Annotated in this window: 14 protein-coding genes and 4 tRNA genes; 11 read left to right on the top strand and 7 right to left on the bottom strand. The window is 49.5% G+C overall.

Annotation, left to right across the window (positions count from 1 at the left end):
- The first annotated feature begins 135 nt into the window (after positions 1–135).
- Both C9J01_RS24480 and C9J01_RS24475 read left to right on the top strand, forming a co-directional pair.
- Positions 136–2,901 (top strand): insulinase family protein, encoded by a 2,766-nt coding sequence (locus C9J01_RS24480; protein ID WP_107300738.1) that lies wholly within the window; start codon positions 136–138, stop codon positions 2,899–2,901.
- 284 nt (positions 2,902–3,185) lie between these two features.
- On the top strand, positions 3,186–3,479 hold the full coding sequence (locus C9J01_RS24475; RefSeq protein WP_107300737.1) for a hypothetical protein: 294 nt from the start codon (positions 3,186–3,188) through the stop codon (positions 3,477–3,479).
- A gap of 97 nt (positions 3,480–3,576) precedes the next feature.
- Here the strand turns inward: C9J01_RS24475 and fadJ are convergent, their stop codons facing one another.
- Positions 3,577–5,691: a fatty acid oxidation complex subunit alpha FadJ gene (fadJ, locus tag C9J01_RS24470; protein ID WP_107300736.1), complete on the bottom strand. Its 2,115-nt coding sequence runs from the start codon at positions 5,689–5,691 to the stop codon at positions 3,577–3,579.
- Complete coding sequence (gene fadI, locus C9J01_RS24465; RefSeq protein ID WP_107300735.1) at positions 5,691–7,001, bottom strand: acetyl-CoA C-acyltransferase FadI; 1,311 nt, start codon at positions 6,999–7,001, stop codon at positions 5,691–5,693. Before fadI ends, fadJ begins: the two co-directional genes overlap by 1 nt.
- Positions 7,002–7,621: 620 nt before the next feature.
- Between fadI and C9J01_RS24460 the strand changes: the two genes are divergently transcribed.
- The 4 genes from C9J01_RS24460 (at position 7,622) to C9J01_RS24445 (ending at position 12,165) form a co-directional block, all read left to right on the top strand.
- On the top strand, positions 7,622–8,188 hold the full coding sequence (locus C9J01_RS24460; protein WP_107300734.1) for a sigma-70 family RNA polymerase sigma factor: 567 nt from the start codon (positions 7,622–7,624) through the stop codon (positions 8,186–8,188).
- A complete protein-coding gene (locus C9J01_RS24455; protein WP_107300733.1) occupies positions 8,181–8,897 on the top strand; it encodes a DUF3379 domain-containing protein in 717 nt (238 codons plus the stop codon). Before C9J01_RS24460 ends, C9J01_RS24455 begins: the two co-directional genes overlap by 8 nt.
- Positions 8,898–9,203: 306 nt before the next feature.
- A complete protein-coding gene (locus tag C9J01_RS24450) occupies positions 9,204–10,481 on the top strand; it encodes an outer membrane protein transport protein (RefSeq protein WP_107300732.1) in 1,278 nt (425 codons plus the stop codon).
- Positions 10,482–10,836: 355 nt separating this feature from the next.
- Positions 10,837–12,165 (top strand): outer membrane protein transport protein, encoded by a 1,329-nt coding sequence (locus tag C9J01_RS24445; protein ID WP_107300731.1) that lies wholly within the window; start codon positions 10,837–10,839, stop codon positions 12,163–12,165.
- Positions 12,166–12,230: 65 nt separating this feature from the next.
- Here C9J01_RS24445 and C9J01_RS29695 read toward each other — a convergent pair whose 3' ends face one another.
- Positions 12,231–12,455 (bottom strand): hypothetical protein, encoded by a 225-nt coding sequence (locus C9J01_RS29695; protein ID WP_107300730.1) that lies wholly within the window; start codon positions 12,453–12,455, stop codon positions 12,231–12,233.
- A gap of 105 nt (positions 12,456–12,560) precedes the next feature.
- Between C9J01_RS29695 and C9J01_RS24435 the strand changes: the two genes are divergently transcribed.
- On the top strand, positions 12,561–13,208 hold the full coding sequence (locus C9J01_RS24435; protein ID WP_107300729.1) for a trimeric intracellular cation channel family protein: 648 nt from the start codon (positions 12,561–12,563) through the stop codon (positions 13,206–13,208).
- Positions 13,209–13,288: 80 nt separating this feature from the next.
- On the opposite strand, the gene aroC is transcribed toward C9J01_RS24435, so the two are convergent.
- The 4 genes from aroC to C9J01_RS24415 all read right to left on the bottom strand — a co-directional run bounded on the left by aroC (position 13,289) and on the right by C9J01_RS24415 (position 20,248).
- Positions 13,289–14,374: a chorismate synthase gene (gene aroC / locus C9J01_RS24430; protein WP_107300728.1), complete on the bottom strand. Its 1,086-nt coding sequence runs from the start codon at positions 14,372–14,374 to the stop codon at positions 13,289–13,291.
- A gap of 351 nt (positions 14,375–14,725) precedes the next feature.
- The gene (rluF, locus tag C9J01_RS24425) at positions 14,726–15,868 is read right to left on the bottom strand and encodes a 23S rRNA pseudouridine(2604) synthase RluF (RefSeq protein WP_107300727.1); all 1,143 of its coding nucleotides are present in this window, start codon (positions 15,866–15,868) and stop codon (positions 14,726–14,728) included.
- Between the two features lie 142 nt (positions 15,869–16,010).
- Complete coding sequence (locus C9J01_RS24420) at positions 16,011–19,145, bottom strand: multidrug efflux RND transporter permease subunit (protein ID WP_107300726.1); 3,135 nt, start codon at positions 19,143–19,145, stop codon at positions 16,011–16,013.
- The gene (locus tag C9J01_RS24415) at positions 19,145–20,248 is read right to left on the bottom strand and encodes an efflux RND transporter periplasmic adaptor subunit (RefSeq protein ID WP_107300725.1); all 1,104 of its coding nucleotides are present in this window, start codon (positions 20,246–20,248) and stop codon (positions 19,145–19,147) included. Before C9J01_RS24415 ends, C9J01_RS24420 begins: the two co-directional genes overlap by 1 nt.
- Positions 20,249–20,484: 236 nt before the next feature.
- Here C9J01_RS24415 and C9J01_RS24410 point away from each other — a divergent pair.
- From C9J01_RS24410 to C9J01_RS24395, 4 genes are all read left to right on the top strand, one after another.
- A tRNA-Tyr gene (locus C9J01_RS24410) sits at positions 20,485–20,569 on the top strand.
- Between the two features lie 81 nt (positions 20,570–20,650).
- Positions 20,651–20,735: transfer RNA gene (locus C9J01_RS24405), tRNA-Tyr, on the top strand.
- An 81-nt stretch (positions 20,736–20,816) separates the two neighbouring features.
- Positions 20,817–20,901 (top strand) — tRNA-Tyr (locus C9J01_RS24400).
- Positions 20,902–20,967: 66 nt separating this feature from the next.
- Positions 20,968–21,052 (top strand) — tRNA-Tyr (locus tag C9J01_RS24395).
- Positions 21,053–21,067: the final 15 nt, after the last annotated feature.

Here is a 21,067-nt window from a genome sequence, read left to right as displayed (position 1 = left end):
GAGGTTCCGTGACCACGGTTGGAATTCACCTCGCTAAGCTTTTGTTTCTTGGCAAATAAACATGGGTTAAATTTGCCACCCTTTCTAATGAGCGTCATAATTAGTCTACTTTCCTTTGAATAATAGGCTCTTCCTGTGCATACAAGTCCGAATGACCTTAAGCAGTACCGTTACCTCACCCTACCCAATGGTTTGAAGGTGCTGCTGGTACATGATGCTGAAGCCCCACGTTCAGCGGCTGCACTGTCGGTAAAAGTCGGCCACTTTGACGATCCTATCGACCGTCAGGGTATGGCGCATTTTCTCGAGCACATGCTGTTTCTCGGCACCGAAAAGTACCCACGGGTTGGTGAATTCCAGACCTTTATCAACCAAAGTGGCGGTAGCAACAATGCCTGGACCGGCACAGAGAACACAACCTATTTCTTCGAGGTCAGCCCCCATGCTTTCAGCGAGGGCTTGGACCGCTTCGGCCAGTTTTTTACCGCCCCGTTATTCAACGAGGAAGCCGTCGACAAAGAGCGTAACGCGGTGGATTCGGAGTACAAACTCAAACTGAAAGACGATGTACGCCGCCTCTATCAGGTTCACAAAGAAACCATCAACCCTGAACACCCCTTTGCCAAGTTCTCGGTCGGCGATCTCACTACGCTGGAAGACCGTAACGACAATTCGGTCCGCGACGAGCTGATCGCCTTTTATCAGACCCATTACTGTGCCAGCCTGATGGGGCTCGTGCTACTTGGCCCTCAGTCGCTAGAAGAGCTAGATGCATACGCCCAAACCTTCTTCCGTGATATTCCTAATACCGGAAACAAAAAAGCGGAAATTGCCGTACCTTTGGTATCGGATAACGAGAAGGCCAAATTCATATCTATCGACCCGATCAAGGAAGTACGCAAGCTCACATTGTCTTTCACCTTGCCGGCAGTTGATCAGTACTATCGCGAGAAGCCACTTTCCTATATCGCCCACCTACTAGGCAACGAGGGCAGTGGCAGCCTAATGTCATTATTAAAATCACGCGGTTTTATCAATACCCTAGCAGCAGGCGGTGGGGTCAGCGGAAGTAACTTCCGTGAGTTCACTGTCGGCCTTAATTTAACCCCTAAAGGGCTGGAAAACGTTGATGAAATAGTAAAAACCGTTTTCCAATACATCGAGCTGATCCGCCAGCAAGGCTTGGATGAGTGGCGCTTTAGCGAGAAAAAATCTGTGCTGGAGATGGCATTCCGCTATCAGGAAAAAAACCGTCCTCTGGACACGGTAAGCTATCTGGTCATGAACCTGCTGCACTATTCGCCGGACGATATCATCTACGGCGATTATATGATGGCAAACTACGATGAAGCACTAATTGCCTCTTTGCTTGATCAACTTACTCCGCAAAATATGCGCTTGGTACTCGTTGCCCAAGGCCAGGACAACGACAGGATTGCCAAGTGGTATCACACACCTTATGGCGTCAAGCCATTCACTGAGCAGCAATTGGCTAGTTGGCAATCACCAGGCGCGGATCCAGAGCTCACACTCCCAGAGCAAAACCCTTACCTGTGCGAAAGGCCGGATCCGCTGCCACTTGCAGATGATGCCTCACAGCCACCCCAGCTTATTCAGGACCTCCCAGGCTTCCGCCTGTGGTACAAACAAGAGCATGAATTCCGGGTGCCAAAAGGGATTGTCTATGTGGCTATTGACAGCCCGCATGCCGTCAACTCGCCGCGTAATATTGTCAAGACCCGCCTATGCGTCGAAATGCTGCTTGATGCTATCAATGAATCAGCCTATCCCGCTGAAATTGCAGGGATGTCGTACAATCTTTACGCCCACCAAGGCGGCGTCACATTGCAGCTATCCGGTTTCAGTGAAAAACAGCCCCTGCTGCTAAAACTGCTACTTGACCGATTCGCCAACCGCGACTTCAACCCTGATCGCTTTAAAAATATCAAAGCCCAGATGCTTCGTAACTGGCGCAATGCTGCGCAAGACAAACCGATTTCTCAGCTATTTAACGAGTTAACTGGGGTATTGCAGCCGAACAACCCTCCGTATCCAGTTCTGCTTGAAGCACTGGAGAGTATCGAGGTTGATGAGTTACCGGCTTTCGTAGAAGCCATGTTTGCCGAGCTTCATATTGATACCTTTATTTACGGTAACTGGGGCAAAGACGATGCGCTTGCTTTAGCCGAAACACTAAAAGATGCCTTCCGGGTAACCGACCAACTCTACGGTGAGTCACAAAGGCCTTTGGTAAGACTGGGGGATTCTGGCACCCTCAGTAACGAGATCAGCTGCAACCATGCTGACTCTGCCCTATTGATGTACTATCAATCACGGGAAACAACGCCGCGTAAAATTGCCATTTACACCTTGGCCAATCACCTCATGTCGACCACTTTCTTCCATGAACTGCGAACGCGTCAACAGTTGGGGTATATGGTTGGTACTGCCAATTTGCCACTCAATCGCCACCCGGGCCTTATCTTATACATTCAGTCACCCGTCGCTGCACCGACCCAGTTACTTGAGGCAATTGATGAATTTACCAATGCCTTCGCGTTGGTGTTACTTGAGCTCAACGAAGCGCAGTGGCAGGCCAGCAAGCAAGGCTTGATCGCACAAATTTCCGAGCCGGACACCAACCTCCGTGCCCGCGCCCAACGCTTCTGGGTTAGTATCGGCAATAAAGACAATGAATTTAACCAGCGCCAAAAAGTCATTGAGGCCCTCGAGGCCATTACCCGTGCCGACATGGTGAAGTTTATTGTTGATGTGGTGAAGCCGCGCACCTCCAACCGCATTGTGATGCACTGCCAAGGCCAAGCTCATAGCAATTTAGAGCCTCTCCATATTGGCACGCCCATCGGCTCTATCGAGGAATTTCAAAAAGGCGCTTACTAGCCCCTAAGCTAAAATCTAAACAAACGCAAAAACCCGGCCTGGCCGGGTTTTCTTTCTTTCACAACAAGTTAAAGTCAATATATTTGCAGATTTTATATTTTTTATAGTTTTTCACTGCAATAGACATATCTGGCAACTAATTCTCAGAACTATTCAGTGGCACAATGCTGAACCAATCCACAAGATCGGTCGTCTTATAAATACGTGTTACGGTTATAAGCATCAATTTGCCTACAGTAACACCTCGCCAACTTTGTAAGAGTATCTTGAGGAGAAGCGTTACCATGAGCCAGCACTGCCCACATTGCCAGCAGACAATTGCAAGCCCTTCGTTAAGCAGCTACGAAGACTTTTTTGCCTGTCCGCACTGCCATAGTGCCCTTGCTCACCATGAGGCCGATATCATGCTGTATGCTTTAGCCTTCATCGTCATCCTAACGACTCCGCTTGTTACTTTGACTGGAATGAACATTCTTATCGCGATGGCAGTCACCATGTTGGCTTATCATTTCCTCCGCCCAGTATTGTTTGAGCCGCGTTTTCGCCTTCGCATTGTGAAATTCTTCCCGGAGCAGTAGCGCAAACAAAGAAAGCCATAACATAGGCATAGAAAAAGCCAGTTACTGTCGCAACTGGCTTTGATAACAAGGTTTCTTTCAGGTTGAGCGATAGTGGTTATTCTGAATAATAACTCTGTCCGGCCTCTGCCATATCAAGCAATGCTTGGCACGGTTTGAAACGCTCACCATATTTATCGGCATGCTCGGTCAATAGCTCAACCACCCGCTTGATGCCTAACTGGTCCATGTAACGGAAAGGACCGCCAAGGAAAGGTGGGAAGCCAATACCAAAGATTGCCCCGATATCCCCATCGCGAGCAGAGCGAACCACGCCTTCATCCAGACAGCGGGCCGCCTCATTGAGCATCATCAGCGTACAGCGCATAGCAATCGCCTCGGCATCGGCTTTCTTCTCTGGATCAAGCCCAAGCAACTTATAAACACTCTTATCGACAGCTTTCTTCTTGCTGTTGTAGAGGTAGAAGCCTTTACCCGTTTTACGTCCTTTACGGCCATCATTCAACAGCTTGTCGAATACATCCGGCCCTTGGAAACGCTCACCCAGTTCACCAACCAATACCGGCATGATTTTCGCGCCGATATCAACGCCAACTTCGTCGAGCAAGGTGATCGGGCCCACCGGGAAGCCGAAATCAAGCAAAGCGGTATCAAGGTGTTCAATCGGCTCACCCGCTAGCAGTACCTGCGCCGCTTCATTCATGTATGGCGCCAGAATACGGTTAACGTAAAAGCCAGCTTTATCACCCACGACAATCGGTGTTTTGCCCTGCTTCTTAGCCAGTGCCACCACTGTCGCCACAGTTTCCTCGGAGGTGCCGTCATGTGGGATAACCTCAACCAAAGGCATCTTCTCTACCGGGCTGAAGTAATGTAGACCGACTACATTTTCAGGACGCTCTGCCGCTTCAGCAATCTGGTGGATTGGAAGGGACGAGGTATTGGTTGCAAAGATTGTCTCCGGTTTGGTATTGGCCTCGATTTCCTTGACCATCTGGTGCTTCAGACCTAAGTCCTCAAATACCGCTTCAATCACGACATCCATGCGGTCAAACGCGGTGTAGTCGATACCACCTGCAATACTTTGCATTTGCTTCTGCAATGCCGCTTTGCTGATAATACGGCGCTTACGCTTCTTATCCAGTAACTTGTAGTTGTATGACATCGCATTAAGGATGCCATCGTTATTGATGTCCTTAATCCGGACTGGGTAGCCCGCCTTGCTTGCTGTGACATGGCTGATACCACCGCCCATCAGGCCGCCACCGAGCACGCCGACATGCCCGATCTTACGTGGCTGCGCTTCCGAGCCGGTCTCTTTCTTCATCGTAGTGGTAGCAAAGAAGATGCTGCGCAATGCCGCCGATTCAGAGCTCATCACCAGATCACCGAACAACTTCGCTTCGCGGGCCAAGCCTTTGGTCATGCCGTTTTGCAAACCATATTTGATCACATCCAAGATGGCATCAGCGGCTGGGTAGTTGCCCCGGGTTTTATCATGGGTCTTCTTGGCAGCCTGATCGAATACTAAAGAGCGCCCCAGAGAGTTTCCGCCCATCGCACGATCTTGCAGTGACAGCTTACGCTTGGGCTTAGGCTTCAAGGCCTGCTTCTCGGCAATATCCAACAGAATACTCAGCGGTACGGCTTCATCGACCACACCTAGCTTTTTCGCTTTTTTGGCACGAAGTTGCTTGCCGGTCAGGATCATATCTAGCGCACCAGCAACACCAATCAGGCGAGGCAGACGCTGGGTACCACCAGAGCCCGGCAATAAGCCAAGTTGGACTTCAGGTAAACCGAGGCGGGTCTTGTCATCATCTGAACAAACACGACTATGACAGGCTAGAGCAAGCTCTAACCCACCACCCAGACACGGGCCATGAATGGCAGCGACGGTATGGAATGGTAAATTTTCCAGTTCAGCAAACAGCTTCTGCCCTTGCTCAGCTAGCGAGGCGGCTTCCTCAGCCGTGGTACAGGCTGCCAGCATACGGATATCGGCGCCAGCAACAAAGTTATCCGGCTTCCCCGAATAGACCACCATCCCATTGATATCATTTTTGTTTTTCAGCTCTTCCAGCACAGCACTGACCTGTTCGCCAAACTGCGCCTGCAAGGTATTCATCTTTTCATTAGGCACATCGATTTTGAGCCAAGCCACGCCATTTTCAGCGTAGGACAATGAGAATGCAGATTGTTGTTCAGTCATTATTCGGCCTCCAAAATCATTGCGGCTCCAAGGCCACCAGCAGCACAGGCAGTATTCAAAGCTAAACCACCACCACGGCGCTGTAGCTCCCTCAGGGTCTGAGTGATCATCCGCGCACCGGTTGCGGCAAACGGGTGCCCGTAAGCAATCGAACCACCAAGGACGTTAAACTTATCCATATCGATTTCGCCAATGGCCTCGCTGCGGCCCAGCTTTTCTTTGGCAAACTGCGCCGAACCGAACATCTTCACATTCGATAGCGCTTGCGCTGCAAAGGCTTCGTGCATGTCGATCAGGGTAAGATCACGCAAGGTCACGCCGGCGCGATCCAATGCCATCGGGGTGGCATAAGATGGCCCCATCAACATATCTTGTTCAACACCAATTGCAGAAAACGCGTAGGAGCGGATATAACCCAAAGGCTTCAAGCCCAACTCTTTTGCCCTACCTTCACGCATCAACAATAGCGCGGCAGCACCATCTGTTAGCGGAGTTGAGTTAGCGGCCGTTACCGTACCGAACTTACGGTCAAAGGCCGGACGCAATTTGGCGTAGGACTCAAGGCTAGAGTCTTCACGGATATTGTTATCTTTGTCGATCCACTGACGGTAAGGTTCAGGGAAGGCGGTGATCACTTCGTCCTGGATCAAGCCATCCCGCCAAGCTTGTGCAGCCAATGTATGCGAGCGGTGTGCCAGCGCATCTTGCTCTTGGCGGGTAGTGCCGTGGCTTTTGGCCATCTGCTCGGCAGTTTGCCCCATGCTCAAGCCTGTTGAGTATTCAGCCACCGCTGGGGGCACTGGCATGAGGTCTTTCACACTGAGTTTGCTGAGCAGTTTTAAACGCTTACTCATGGTTTTCGCCTTGCTCAGTGCCAGTAGTGTTGCCGCAAGGTGCTTAGACACGCCAATAGGTAACACCGACGATGAATCTGCGCCACCAGCAATGCCGATATCAATAGTGCCCGATATAATGCTTTCCGCCACGTTAGCGGCAGCCTGGAAACTGGTCGCACAGGCACGGGTTACACTATAGGCATCGGTACCGATGTCCATCCCTGTACCCAGCACGATTTCACGGGCAATGTTCGGCGCTGCTGGCATCTGTACGACTTGGCCAAATACCACCTGATCTATCAGCTTGGGATCAATATCCACTTGCTGGAGCATTTCACTGACAACCATTTTACCCATGTCCAATGCCGGTACACCGTCAAAGGCAGTTGACTGGCGGGCAAAGGGGGTACGTAATCCACTTACAACGGCGATGCGCTCACCCTGTGAGGTCGTGAGCTTTTGGAGACGTGTCATCGCTACTCCTTATTAATATGTCGGGTACGGGGAACCTTGCCCCAGAATCTACTTTAGAGGTCTGACCACAACAATTGTAATGCAGTTGTTATCAGAATCAAACAAATGTTTAAAAAGTGGGATCTCTATGGCAACAGATGCATTATAGGAATTTATCAGGCCTGAAAATCAGCGCTGTGAGGAAAAATTTGACGGCAAGTGAAAAACTTAGCTATCAATAAAGACAGATATGAGAAGGGTGCGGTTCAGTTTGCTAAGATAAAAAAAAACCATACCGAAACGGTATGGTTGTAATTTACACGGAAAGCAATCCATGTAAGGTATAAGTCAATTAACATAAAGCCAATTGCAAATCAGGCAAGCCTGATAGGAGAAAGTAAAGTCAGCCTTCAAAAGGAAGTTGTCATCTTGCTCAACAGATATTGAACCCTGTTATCGCACAAAATCCACTGTACGAGTCGCAAAGCTCAGTATCAGATGACGTTGACTACTATAACTTTCTCACCAAGACACAATTTGAACCAGATCAATTTTAATGCGGATTATTGGATGAATCAGCGGAACATTGTCGTTTTTCTCGCAAATTTAGCGGCAAGGTTCGGCATGAAACGGACACTTTTATGATTAAGTCATTTTTTCGAAAGAAAAAGCCTGATGCCTCGGTCTCTGTGGATATGAATAAGCAAAGACGATACGAAGCCCTAGTAAGGGCCTGGCATCGGGATCTCTACCGCTACGCATACTGGTTGTGCCACGACCCCCATATCGCGGAGGACTTGGTTCAGGAAACCTGTTTGCGAGCATGGCGCTCCCTCGATAGCCTTCAAGATGATAAAGCCGCCAAATCATGGTTGATTACGATCCTGCGTAGGGAGAATGCCCGTCGCTTCGAACGTAAGCAACTCGACTTGGTTGATATCGATGACTATGCCATTGCCGACACCCAGCAAAATGGCAACGAAAGTGACTTGGAGCAACAAATGCTACGCAAGCAGATAATGAAACTGGCTCCGGAATACAGGGAACCGTTAGTATTGCAGGTGATGGCCGGATTCAGTGGGGATGAGATTGCCGATATCCTTGGCCTCAATCGCAATACCGTAATGACGCGCTTGTTCCGCGCCAGAAACCAACTCAAAGAACAACTCGAAAAACACACCGATCGGAGGGGGCAGCAAAATGGATGATCTAGAATTCCGTCGCCGACTCTTGGCTGATCCTTTTGACAACAGCCAAGACATGGCTGAAGCACGCAATGCGTCTATCACCAACCGTAAGCTATCCGACGAACTGCAGCAGCTCGATAGTAAACTCGAGCAGGCAATGAAAGTGGATGTTCCGGACGATCTCGCCGACCGTATCCTGTTCCATCAATCAGGCCAACCAAGCAAGAAAAATTGGAAGCCACGCGCCTTAGTCGCCATGGCCGCATCCATTGCCTTTGTGTTCGGTATCTTCGTCGGACAATACAACCAGGGTGTGGGTCCCGATAACCATCATTTGGAAATTGCACAGATTGCGATGGACCATGTTAAGCACGAAGCGGGATTTGTGGCCAATATCGATGAGTCGGTCAGCCTCAGTCAGGTCAATGCCAAGCTGACACCGTTTGGTTCAAGCTTCAATGAAGTCCCCGGGCATATCTACTACGTTAACCATTGTGGCTTTGGCGACAAGTTTGCCCTGCACATGGTCATGGGGACGCCGGAAGGCAAAGTAACCGTTTTTGTGGTGCCTGAACAACAATCATCGGATATGACCCAATTTGCAGGTTCAGACATGCAAGGTGTGGTAATGCCAGTACAAAATGCCAGCCTGATTGTGGTTGGTGACAAGGGACAAGACGTCTCTCCTGTAGCCAAAAGCCTTAGTAGTGAACTGAACTGGGAAATCTAAAACTTTCTCTTTAATTACCAAAAAAGCCATAAAAGCATAAATAAACCCTATGCTTTTATGGCTTTTTATTTGAGATAGATATACTGATTGGAAAATGTTAGCTCCGTTGCATATTTTAACTTTTTTGCTCCCTCCTCCTACCAGTTTTACCATACACTCGTTAGCTGATTGTTAACCAAGCACTAACAATCAACAGGTTGCCAACTGGTCAGATTTGATCAAATCCCAACCAACCATACAATCTTGCGCAATCTGCACAAAGAGGCAGATAAAAAAGTTATATAAGAATTAGGAATAACTATAAATATGAACAAGAAGCGTCTGTTTACAAAGTCACTGGTTGCGGTTGCGATCACGATGGCTTCTCAACAAGCAATGGCAGCTGGCTTCCAGCTAAACGCACAATCCGCAACTGGCCTTGGCCGCGCATTCGCTGGTGATGCAGTAATCGCTGATAACGCATCAGCAATGGCGCGTAACGCCGCAGCTATGTCTCTATTTGATGCGCCAGCACTTTCTCTGGGTATCAATGCCGTTGATACGGATATCGAAGTAAAAAATTCAACCTATACTGTTGCAAACCCAATTACTGGTGATATTACTAGCACTGACCTGAGCAACCAGTCTATTGGTGATGTCTCCTACGTACCGAACATCTACTACATCCACCCGATCAATGATCAGTGGACGCTAGGCGGTGGTATCTATTCAAACTTCGGCACCAAAACAGAATTCAGTAATGATTTCGCGGCCAACGAATACGGCGGTCTAACCGATGTTAAGAGCATCAACTTTGCCCTTTCTGCATCTTACCGCATCAACGAGCAATGGAGCGTTGGTGGTGGCCTAGACATCATCTACGGCGAAGGTAAACTTCAACGTTCTAACGAAGGCCTTGAAGCCCTTCTCAGTCTGCAAACTGGCGGTCGTCAGGGACCTCTTCTTGATGTCGATGCCGACGGTGTTGGATTCGGCTGGAACATCGGTACCGTTTACGAGTTGAACGAAAATAACCGTTTCGGTCTATCTTACCGCTACAGTCCAGAGCTAGAAGTTGATGGTGACATGCACTTCATGACTTCACAAACTGGCAGCGCTAATATCAGCGGCGACAAACTGAAAATTGCCCTTCCAGATATGGCTGAGTTCTCTGGTTACCACCGTTTGAACCAGCAGTTTGCGGTTCACTATAGCGTACAATGGATTGGTTGGAGCTCGTTTGAAGATTTAAAAACGACTGGCGGTGATGTACTTAACACTTACGAGTGGCAGGATGGGTGGCACTACGCAATCGGTGGTACTTACTACCTGAACAACGACTGGACACTACGCGCCGGTTACATGCATGACACCAGTGCTCAGGATAAGAGGACCTCTATCTCTGTACCTGATTCTGACCGTAACTGGTTCTCGGGTGGTTTCACCTACCACATCGACAGCAAATCTAACATCGATGTGGGTGTAACCTACCTAGTTGGTGAAGATGTTGATGTTGTTGAAAACAGCACTGGTGCAACCCAAATAGAAGCTACAACCCGTGCTAACGCATGGCTATACGGTATCCAGTACAGCCGTTCGTTCTAATTCAGCGAACATAAACAAGTTAGTTTGAAAAAAGGAGCCTGATGGCTCCTTTTTTATTTTCATGTTAACTACCTGATATTTCGTCTACCCACCACCACATCTCGACTTTTCCCGTTTTCACTCGCTACTTTTAGTGTACACCCCGTCGCTGAAATGCTTGTATTTAGATACAGATGTACGCTGAAAACTCATCAGACCAGAACCTATTGGACAATCATTACCAGATTAATCACTAATTACCTGTTGATTATCGATACTTTTCACCTATTAGCTTCGCCACCACAAGAAAAACTTAAAGCTTTTACTCTAAGGCGTATGATTCGCTCCATTGAATTTCAGCGAACATATTAGACTGATGAACAAAAACAAAATTACTCTTTCGCTAGCAGCAGCGTTAACACTTGGTATCAGCACCAGCACGATGGCAGCAGGCTTCCAGCTTGCCGAATATTCAGCAACCGGCCTTGGCCGCGCATTTGCAGGCGAAGCGGCAATGGCAGACAACGCCAGTGCCCAGTTCCGCAACCCTGCGATGATGACCTACCTTGAAGGTACCCAGGTTTCTGTTGGTGCTATCTATGTTGATCCAAACATCGATGTAGAAGGTGATGTCAGCCTGCTTGGACACAAAGTGGCAACAACTAAAGCCAATGACATTGCCCACTCTGCAGTGATCCCGAATTTCTACATTTCACACCGCGTCAATGAGCAGTGGGCGGTTGGCCTAGCGCTGGCCACCAACTACGGCATGGAAACTGAGCTTGGCGGCGATTTCCTTGGTACTATCTTTGGTAACCAAGCTAATATCATGTCGGTAGAAATTAACCCTAACGTTGCCTACAAAATTAACGACCAATTCAGCATTGGTGCGGGTGTTCGCTATGTCATGGGTGAAGGTCACTTTGGTGCTTCAATTCCTAACAATCTGCCACAAACAGGCAATGCTGGCATTGATAACCTTATTGGCAAAGCCCAAGGGGCAGATCTTAAATATATGGAAGGCGATGATTCCGCATGGGGCTGGCAACTAGGTGCCGCTTGGCAGATCAACGATGCTAACCGCATTGGTGTGAACTATCGCTCAGCTGTAGATCTTAAGCTTAAAGGCGAAGCATCTGGTGCGTTTTACGATCTAGCTCATATGCAGCTTGGTGGTAAGTATCCTGGCACCATGGCACTGACCCTGCCAGCAACGGCTGAAATTGCCAGCTTCCACCAGCTAACTGACAAGCTAGCCATGCACGCCAGCTTCAACTGGACTGACTGGAGCAGCTTCGACAAGCTTGAAGCTAACATCCCATCTTACAAGCCAACTCCAGATCTTATTAAAGAAGAAAACTGGGAAGACAACTACCGAATTGCTCTGGGTGCTACGTACCAGTACACCAACAAATTGGCAGTTCGTACCGGTGTGGCTTACGATACCTCGGCAGTGAGCAGCGAACACCGTACCCAAACTATCCCTGAAACTGACCGCCTATGGCTGAGTCTAGGGGCGGGTTACCAGTGGTCTGACGCATTAAGCTTTGATGCTGGCTTTACCTACATCTTCGCCAAAGATGCATCTATTAACGAAAGTCTAGATGTAGAAATTCAAAATAAAGAGCTTAGCCTAGCTAGCTTTAAGGGTGAAACCACTGGCAACGTATGGCTAGTTGGTGTTCAGGCGAACTACAAATTCTAAGGCTAAAGGCTAAAGGCTAAAGGCTAAAGGCTAAAGGCTAAAGGCTAAAGGCTAAAGGCTAAAGGCTAAAGGCTAAACAAGCTTATCGAAGAGTGCCCTGATGGCACTCTTTTTTTATATCTTTCTCCCCCGCTTTGCTCTTGCTCTTGCTCTTGCTCTTGCTCTTGCTCTTGCTCTTGCTCTTGCTCTTGCTCTTGCTCTTGCTCTTGCTCTTGCTCTTGCTCTTGCTCTTGCTCTTGCTCTTCCAAGAGCCTAGGGCCTTCTTTTCCTAGTTCCACTCTTTGATACATGAATTGATTTCATGTATCACAAAATTCATTTCATTCGACGCCAGTAAAAACGAGGCATAAAATCGCAACCTCTTTCAGGTACCCTTATATACATCTAATTAAATCATGCTATTAACAACTCTCTACATCATCGGAATCACAGCTGAAGCTATGACTGGGGCTTTAGCTGCAGGTAAGCGCCATATGGACTGGTTTGGCGTCATGCTGGTTGCCAGCGCTACCGCTATCGGTGGCGGTACGGTGCGTGATGTGTTGCTGGGTCACTACCCATTAGGCTGGGTGGCTAACCCGCAGTACTTAGCCATTACTTGCCTTGCCGGGCTATTCACGACCATGGTGGCGCCACAAGTGGTTCGCTTCCATAAAGTGTTTGTCTTGCTTGATTCTTTAGGGTTGATTGTCTTTAGCATTATTGGCTGTCGCGTGGCGATGGATATGGGGCTGTCCCCACTTATCTGCCTTGTGGCTGCCGTTGTAACGGGTGTATTTGGTGGCCTGCTAAGAGATATGATCTGCCGCCGCCCGCCACTGGTGCTGCAAAAAGAGTTTTACGCATCAGTTGCCTTCATTGCGGGTGGCATGTACTACGGCTTGCTCTATTTGGGCGTGGAAGAAACCATTGTGACTATCGCTACGCTAGTCGTGGGTTTCGCTATTCGTATTGCCGCCGTACAGTTCGGTTGGAGCTTACCAGTCTTTCGATTCGAGGAACTAGAGACCGTTAAGGAGAAGCTAGACGCACCAGAAAGTTAATAAAAAAACGGAACGAACGGAACACAAAAAAGCGAGGACATGTCCTCGCTTTTTTGTATATTGCAGAAACTAAAGATGTATTAAATCTTTGGTGTATCTGTCATCACATCAGCATTCTGGCCTCGGTGGCGCAATAGGTGATCCATCAGGGTGATCGCCAGCATTGCTTCGGCGATTGGCACAGCACGAATGCCCACACAAGGGTCGTGACGACCTTTAGTGATCACTTCGGCAGTCTCGCCTTGTTTTGTGATTGTTTCGCCCGGAACAGTAATACTTGATGTCGGCTTAAGGGCAATGTGGGCAACAATATCCTGACCCGATGAGATACCGCCCAAGATGCCCCCAGCATGGTTAGACTTGAAGCCTTCCGGCGTCATCGCATCGCGGTGCTCGCTGCCGCGTTGCTCAACCACATCGAACCCATCACCGATCTCCACCCCTTTCACCGCATTGATACTCATCAGCGAGTGGGCAATATCAGCGTCAAGGCGGTCGAATACTGGCTCTCCCAAGCCAACAGGAACATTGTTGGCAACGACTGTCAGCTTGGCACCGATAGAGTCACCTTCTTTTTTAAGCTTACGGATCAGCTCATCGAACGCTTCTACTTTATCGGCATCCGGACAGAAGAAAGCATTTTGCTCGACCTGCTCCCAGTCAACCTTATCGATTTTGACGTCGCCCATCTGCGAAAGGTAAGCACGCACTTCGATACCATGTACCTGCTTGAGGTACTTTTTGGCTACGGCACCGGCAGCAACACGCATGGCGGTTTCACGGGCAGAAGAGCGGCCACCACCACGGTAATCACGGATACCGTATTTCTGGTGGTAGGTGTAATCAGCATGACCCGGACGGAACAAATCCTGAATATTTGAATAATCTTTCGAGCGCTGGTCGGTATTTTCAATCAGCAGGCCGATTGAGGTACCTGTGGTTTGGCCTTCAAACACCCCAGAAAGGATTTTGACTTCATCTGGTTCACGACGTTGGGTCGTATATTTCGACGTACCTGGACGACGACGGTCCAAGTCATATTGCATATCCGCTTCAGTCAGTTCCAGTCCCGGTGGGCAGCCGTCAATAATGCAGCCCAGCGCTAGACCATGACTTTCACCAAACGTGGTGACGCGAAATTGTTGTCCAATAGTATTGCCTGCCATTACTTCCTCTGTGAATTCTTACCGCTTGATCGCCGCTTAGGGACGTATAACCAACATTGTCGGCAAGGCCGGCCAAGTGATAATTCGGTTATCGGGTGTTTTCGTCAATGAGTACAATAGTGCAAATTCGCTGACGGGATTGCAAGAGAGAATGTGACAGAAATTTTGCCTTCTAGCAGATACAAAAAAGCGGGCTGATTAAGCCCGCTCTTTAACTTCATTCTAGATAATGATTTGGATGGGGGTTAAATTTCAAAACCTCCCCAACATGGACGTTGGGTTGGAGCGACATGGATGTCTAAATGCGTTTTTGAAATTTCATCTCCGATTCAAATCTTAGAATATACTGAATTATTCAGACTTTGGTGATTTCCACTTCTGAATACGGCTTGAGCCGCCGTTGCTATTACGTGTACGCGGCGCTTCGTCATCACGCTGGTTACGGCGATGGCCCGGTTGCACGCCACGACCAGGACGCGGGCTTCTGCGCTCATCCTGACGGTTCTGGCCTTGACTACGACCTTGCCCCTGACCACGGCCACTCCCTTGCGGACGGCGGTCATCTCGTTCACTACGCTCACCGCCACGGCGACGATTCGGCTCACCCTTGCCTTTGTAGGTCTTATATTTGATCTTACCATCGCCATCTTCCTTAGCCTGCTGGCGGCTATCGAATAGCTTGGCATCGGTGGCCTTCTTGATACTTTGGCCTTGACCATCGACCTTAGAGGCTTCTTCAGTCTTGCTCGAATCCGCAATCAGGCTGTGGATCTCAGCAATTTCGCCATCTGTCAGATAACGCCACTTACCGTTTGGCAAACCATCAATACTGACATTCATAATACGCACACGGCGAAGCTTGAATACGTCGTAGCCCAACGCTTCACACATACGGCGGATCTGGCGGTTCAGGCCCTGGGTCAACACGATACGGAATGAGTAGTTGGTTTCCTTGGTAACCTTACAAGGCAGGGTCACGGTATCTAGGATTTCAACACCCGAAGCCATCTTGTCGATAAACTCCTGAGTGATTGGCTTGTCGACACGAACAACATACTCTTTCTCGTGCGAGTTACCGGCACGCAAGATTTTATTGACGATATCGCCATCGTTGGTAAGGAAAATCAAACCATCTGAAGGCTTATCCAAGCGGCCAATCGGGAAGATACGTTTACGGTGACCGATGAAATCAACGATGTTGTCTTTGATATGGCGTTCGGTGGTACACGTAATACCGGCCGGCTTGTTCAATGCAATGTAAATCGGCTGCTCTTTGGCACGAAGTGGCTTGTCATCCACCAGCACTTCATCACCTGGCATCACTTTAACACCCATCTCAGGCTCTTGACCGTTGATGGTCACCCTTCCTTGATCAATAAGCTTGTCCGCCTCACGGCGTGAGCAATAGCCTGTATCACTGATAAATTTGTTAAGTCGAACTGCTTTGGCCTGTTCGCCATTGGCAGCACTCTTGTTAGGCTGATTTTGAGACATAGTTTTCTTCTATACTGCGCGTTTCACAACGCGATCAAGGTTAGTCACGACATAATTATGGCCGGGTATTCTAGCAACAGCCCAGCATCATGGGAAAGGAAATAAAAAATGCCACCAAACGGTGGCATTTCATCAGTGCGGATTATGACTCCGAGAGAGGTTCGCCTGTTGGCCCTACTTTCAGGCCATCATTCTGGACCAGTGCCTTTTCCAATTGCTCCGCGACATAACCCGGGGACTTGGTATTGGCAGCCATCAAGCGATACATCGCCGGAATGACAATCAAGGTAACAAAGGTCGCAAAGGCCATACCGAAGAACACCACCACACCCACAGCGATACGCCCTTCGGAGCCAGCGCCGGTTGAGAGAATCAACGGCACCGAGCCGAACAAGGTCGTAAACGCGGTCATCAGGATTGGGCGCAAACGGCGCTCGGAAGCATCGATAATCGCCTGCTCGAACGGGACTCCCTTATCACGAAGCTGGTTGGCAAATTCGACAATCAAGATACCGTTCTTGGTTACCATACCTATCAACATGATCATGCCGATTTGGCTGAAGATATTGAGGCTCTGATCCATAATCATTAGGCCCGCCAAACCACCGAATATCCCCATAGGTACTGTCAGCATGACCACCATCGGGTTGATGAAGCTTTCGAACTGGGCCGCTAGGACTAAGTAGGCAACCAGTAGGGCTAGGCCGAACACCATCAGGATACTGCTCTGGTTTTCGCGGAAGTCTTTCGACTCACCGGCGTAGTCAATCACAATATCACTCGGCAGCATCGACAATGCCTGCTCATCCAAGAAATCCAGTGCCTGACCTAGGGTGTAGCCCGGCACCAAGTTGGCCTTAAGGGTGATCGACTTCTGCTTCTGGTTATGGCTCAGGCGCTGTGCCGAGGCGACTTCTTCCACTTCAGCCAACGATTCCAAAGTGATCAGTTGGCCAGCGCGGGTACGCACATAGATCTGGCTCAGGTCCGATGCGTTATTAAAGCTGTTTTCATCACCACGCAGGTAAACATCATATTCTTCACCACGATCGATGAAGGTCGTTTCACTGCGTCCGCCCAGCATGATTTCCAAGGTTTCGGCAATATCATTGACCGGAATACCAAGCTCAGCCGCTCGCTGGCGGTTAACCGATACCACCAACTCAGGCGTGGTTTCCGCGTAGTCGAGATCTGCACCTTCCATCATCGGATTGTCTTCGGCAATATCTTTGAGCTTGCTGGCCCACTGGAACAGCTCATTGTAGTCCGCGCCGTTTAGTACGAACTGGATAGGCTCGGAAGACCCACCTCGGAAGCCTGGCATAAATGGCCATACGCGGACATCCGGGATCCCCTGCAGCTTTTTGCGCACCATATCCAGCGCATCCGACGCAGAAACATCACGATCTTCCCAGTTTTCCAACTGCATGATCACAAAGCCAGTCTGGTCTCCGGCACGGCCACCAAAGGCCGGTGTCTGGATAGAAACAGACTTAATCACACCCTGACCAACCATTGGCAGCAATCGCCCTTCAACCTCTTCAATGTTACCGACCATACGGTTGTAACTGGTCCCCTCCGCACCTTTAACAAAGGCAAAGATAACACCACGGTCTTCCTGTGGGGCTAGCTGTGAAGGAACGGTTTTCATCAATACAACACTGAGGCCAACGAACGCCAATACAATCAATGGCGCGCCATAGCGGTAGCGGACAGAGACAGTGACAACCTTGCGATATGCCTTCTCCAAACGGCCAAACATACGATCAACCCACACGTTGAACTTGCCAGGTTTCACGTTGGCTTTAAGTAGCTTACTCCCCAGTACCGGGCTCAGCGTCAATGCGATAATAGACGAGAAGATCACAGCCATTGCCAGCAACACCGCGAACTCGGTAAATAGCGGGCCAACCATTCCGTCCATGAAGGAAATAGGCAGGAATACCATTACCAATACAACAGTGGTAGCTACTACCGCAAAGCCTACCTCACGGGTACCTTTATAGGCTGCCAACAAAGGCGGCTCGCCACGCTCGATATGGTGGTAGATGTTTTCCACTACCACGATGGCATCATCAACCACCAAACCGATAGCCAGAATCAAGGCCATCAAGGTCAACAAGTTAATCGAGAAACCAAGGAAGTACGCCACCATGAAGGCTGAAATCAGCGAGACAGGTACTGTGATCGCTGGGATCAAGGTCGCCCGCGCCTGACCGATAAAGATATAGAGCACCATGACAACCAGAAGGCCGGTCACAAACAAGGTGCTGTAAACTTCCTGGATCGAGCGGTCAATAAAGACTGTCGAGTCATAATCGACATAGAGCTCGGTGCCTTCCGGCAAGAAGCGTTGCATGCGTTCCACTTCTTCGTATACCGCTTTGGACACATTCAGCGGGTTGGCATCTGTCATGGTGACCATGCCAAGGCTCAGGTTGGAAATACCGTTGTTTTTGAAGGTGGCATTTTCGTTCTGCGCGCCAATACCTACCTCAGCAACATCTTTAAGGTAAATCGGTGAACCATCTTCAGCAGTACGTACGACAAGGTAGTCGAAGTCCGAAGCATCTTGGTATAGACGCGCCGTGCGGACAGACATGGTGGTGGTATCATTACGGACCTCACCACCTGGTAGTTCAACGTTTTCCAATTTAAGCGCGTTGACAATGTCATTGGTGGTTACGCCACGGCCGGCCATTTGATCAGGCATAAGCTTGACATACATAACCCGGTACAGCGCACCGCTGAGATCCACCGAGCTCACACCATTGATCAGGCTGAAGCGGTCCATCAATACACGCTCGGCATAATCGGTCAGCTGGGTACGGTCCATGATGCTCGATGTCAGGTTGACATATACCGCTGGCTCACCAGAACCGTTGTCTTTCGATACCACAGGATCATCGGCTTCATCAGGTAGACGGCGCTGAGCACGTGATACCGCATCACGGACATCACTGACCCCTTCAGTCAGGTTCCAGCCGAGCTCAAACTCGATGGTGATCCGCGACGATCCATTACGGGTGGTAGAAGTAATACTCTCGATCCCACTGATCCCTGAGAGCTGGTCTTCCAGCACCGTGGTGATCCGGCTTTCCATAATGGTGGCCGAGGCCCCAGAGTAGCTGGTTGATACCGTCACAACCGGGTTTTCAACATCCGGCATTTCACGAACGGACAGCTTAGAAAAAGACACCAAGCCAAAGACCACCAACAGCAAGCTGAGAACGATAGCGACAACCGGACGCTTTACCGATACATCAGATAACCACATTAAACTTCATCTCCAACTGGGCTTTGTTGCTTCGGCGCGCCATTGGCTTTCTGAGCCATGATGTCATTGACCTGCACCCCGTCACGCATATTCACCAGTCCCTGGACCACAATGCGATCGCCAATGCCAATCCCTGACTCGATCACGACTTCGTTTTCTACCCGGGCACCCAGTTGTACTTCCGTACGGTGGGCTTTACCGGCTTCATCCACTAGGTAAACAAAGCGTTTGGTACCAGAATATTCCAACGCCTGAACTGGAATAACAGCCGCATCCTGTGGCGCAAAACCGATATTGGCCGCCATTAGCATGCCTGGCTTAAGCAAGCCCTCTTGGTTATCAAACACTACACGGACACGGATATTAAGAGAGTCGGCCTGAACGCGGGAATCAATCGCTTTGATCTCACCGCTAAACGCTCGGCCTTGCCAAGCTTGGCTGGTTGCCTCAACGGTCATGCCTTCACGTAAGAAAGATAAATACTGTTCCGGGACTTGAATATCCAGACGCATTGAAGACAGATCATCGAGCGAGAACAACTCGCTACCCACTGTCAGCATGTGGCCTTCGCTGAAATCCACCAAGCCAACAGTACCGCTAAATGGTGCACGGATAGCGTGGTCATCCAAATCGGCTTTTGCTGCTTTGAGGCGGGCGTCGGCAATACTGACACTGGCTAACTGGGCATCCAATTCAGTTTGGGTAATGGCACCACGGCTAACCAGCTTCTGATATTCGCTGTACTTACGCTTCTCGTCGTTGAGGTAAGCTTGCGCTTCTGCATAAGACGCTTGCGGTTTCGCATCATCAAGCTGAACCAATAAATCGCCTTTTTCGACCTTGCTGTTTACTCCGATCGCAATTTGCTCGACACGGGCCGCAACCTGAGTCGCCACATTGACCGAACGCTGCGCCTCAAGCTTGCCAACTAATGACAGAGACTGAGCAACAGGGTGGGAACTCACTTCACCGAGCGTTACTGGGATCTCACGTGCCGAGCGTCCAGCCGGCTGCTCGGCTGCCACTGACTGGCTCTGGAAGTAGAAATAACCGCTACCTGTTAGCGCGGCAGTCACCAATGCCGCAACAAGGACCTTTTTCATTGTGGAATCCAATTTTTATAAACTGCATGCATGATATCTGAACAAGGGCTGGATCGGGGTAAAGAAGTGTAAAGAAAAGCAATGTCACATTTACCAATAAGGCTATATTGTTGCGAAAAACGCTGATAACGCCATCACAATCAACAATATGATGAAAATACCAGCAAGCAGACAAAAATAGTAAGGAAAAGGGTTTACAGAACATCTCGGTTTGCTAATATGCGCTCCGCACTTGTGGAGGGGTTCCCGAGTGGCCAAAGGGAGCAGACTGTAAATCTGCCGGCTCCGCCTTCGATGGTTCGAATCCGTCCCCCTCCACCATTATTCTTGAAAGGTGTTCCTGACTTGTGTAAGGTACGTCTTTCCGCTAGTTGAGATTACTCCTAGCAACCAGAACCCTGTGGAGGGGTTCCCGAGTGGCCAAAGGGAGCAGACTGTAAATCTGCCGGCTCCGCCTTCGATGGTTCGAATCCGTCCCCCTCCACCATCATTTTGAAAATTGTTTAACTCATAAGAGTTGCCGACAGTTTTCTGGCTATATAAGCCAACACAAATTGCAACACCCCGTGGAGGGGTTCCCGAGTGGCCAAAGGGATCAGACTGTAAATCTGACGGCTCTGCCTTCGATGGTTCGAATCCATCTCCCTCCACCACCATTATTGAAAACGGCATTAGCGGTTTTCTGGCTATAAAAGCCAATACAAATTGCAACACCCCGTGGAGGGGTTCCCGAGTGGCCAAAGGGAGCAGACTGTAAATCTGCCGGCTCCGCCTTCGATGGTTCGAATCCGTCCCCCTCCACCATCATTACTGAAAACG

This window comes from Photobacterium rosenbergii (assembly GCF_003026455.1).
In the GTDB taxonomy this organism is placed as follows: Bacteria; Pseudomonadota; Gammaproteobacteria; order Enterobacterales; family Vibrionaceae; genus Photobacterium; species Photobacterium rosenbergii.
Note: the sequence above shows the minus strand (reverse complement) of the source record. Positions and strands in the feature narration are given on the sequence as shown.

What these genes read in the sequence shown, in the direction of transcription:
- aroC (WP_107300728.1), bottom strand. Translation starts at nt 14,374, where the DNA reads ATGGCAGGCAATACTATTGGACAACAATTTCGCGTCACCACGTTTGGT.
- C9J01_RS24450 (WP_107300732.1), top strand. Translation starts at nt 9,204, where the DNA reads ATGAACAAGAAGCGTCTGTTTACAAAGTCACTGGTTGCGGTTGCGATC.
- C9J01_RS24420 (WP_107300726.1), bottom strand. Translation starts at nt 19,145, where the DNA reads ATGTGGTTATCTGATGTATCGGTAAAGCGTCCGGTTGTCGCTATCGTT.
- fadI (WP_107300735.1), bottom strand. Translation starts at nt 7,001, where the DNA reads ATGACACGTCTCCAAAAGCTCACGACCTCACAGGGTGAGCGCATCGCC.
- C9J01_RS24460 (WP_107300734.1), top strand. Translation starts at nt 7,622, where the DNA reads ATGATTAAGTCATTTTTTCGAAAGAAAAAGCCTGATGCCTCGGTCTCT.
- rluF (WP_107300727.1), bottom strand. Translation starts at nt 15,868, where the DNA reads ATGTCTCAAAATCAGCCTAACAAGAGTGCTGCCAATGGCGAACAGGCC.
- C9J01_RS24415 (WP_107300725.1), bottom strand. Translation starts at nt 20,248, where the DNA reads ATGAAAAAGGTCCTTGTTGCGGCATTGGTGACTGCCGCGCTAACAGGT.
- C9J01_RS24455 (WP_107300733.1), top strand. Translation starts at nt 8,181, where the DNA reads ATGGATGATCTAGAATTCCGTCGCCGACTCTTGGCTGATCCTTTTGAC.
- fadJ (WP_107300736.1), bottom strand. Translation starts at nt 5,691, where the DNA reads ATGACTGAACAACAATCTGCATTCTCATTGTCCTACGCTGAAAATGGC.
- C9J01_RS24445 (WP_107300731.1), top strand. Translation starts at nt 10,837, where the DNA reads ATGAACAAAAACAAAATTACTCTTTCGCTAGCAGCAGCGTTAACACTT.
- C9J01_RS24435 (WP_107300729.1), top strand. Translation starts at nt 12,561, where the DNA reads ATGCTATTAACAACTCTCTACATCATCGGAATCACAGCTGAAGCTATG.
- C9J01_RS29695 (WP_107300730.1), bottom strand. Translation starts at nt 12,455, where the DNA reads ATGTATCAAAGAGTGGAACTAGGAAAAGAAGGCCCTAGGCTCTTGGAA.
- C9J01_RS24475 (WP_107300737.1), top strand. Translation starts at nt 3,186, where the DNA reads ATGAGCCAGCACTGCCCACATTGCCAGCAGACAATTGCAAGCCCTTCG.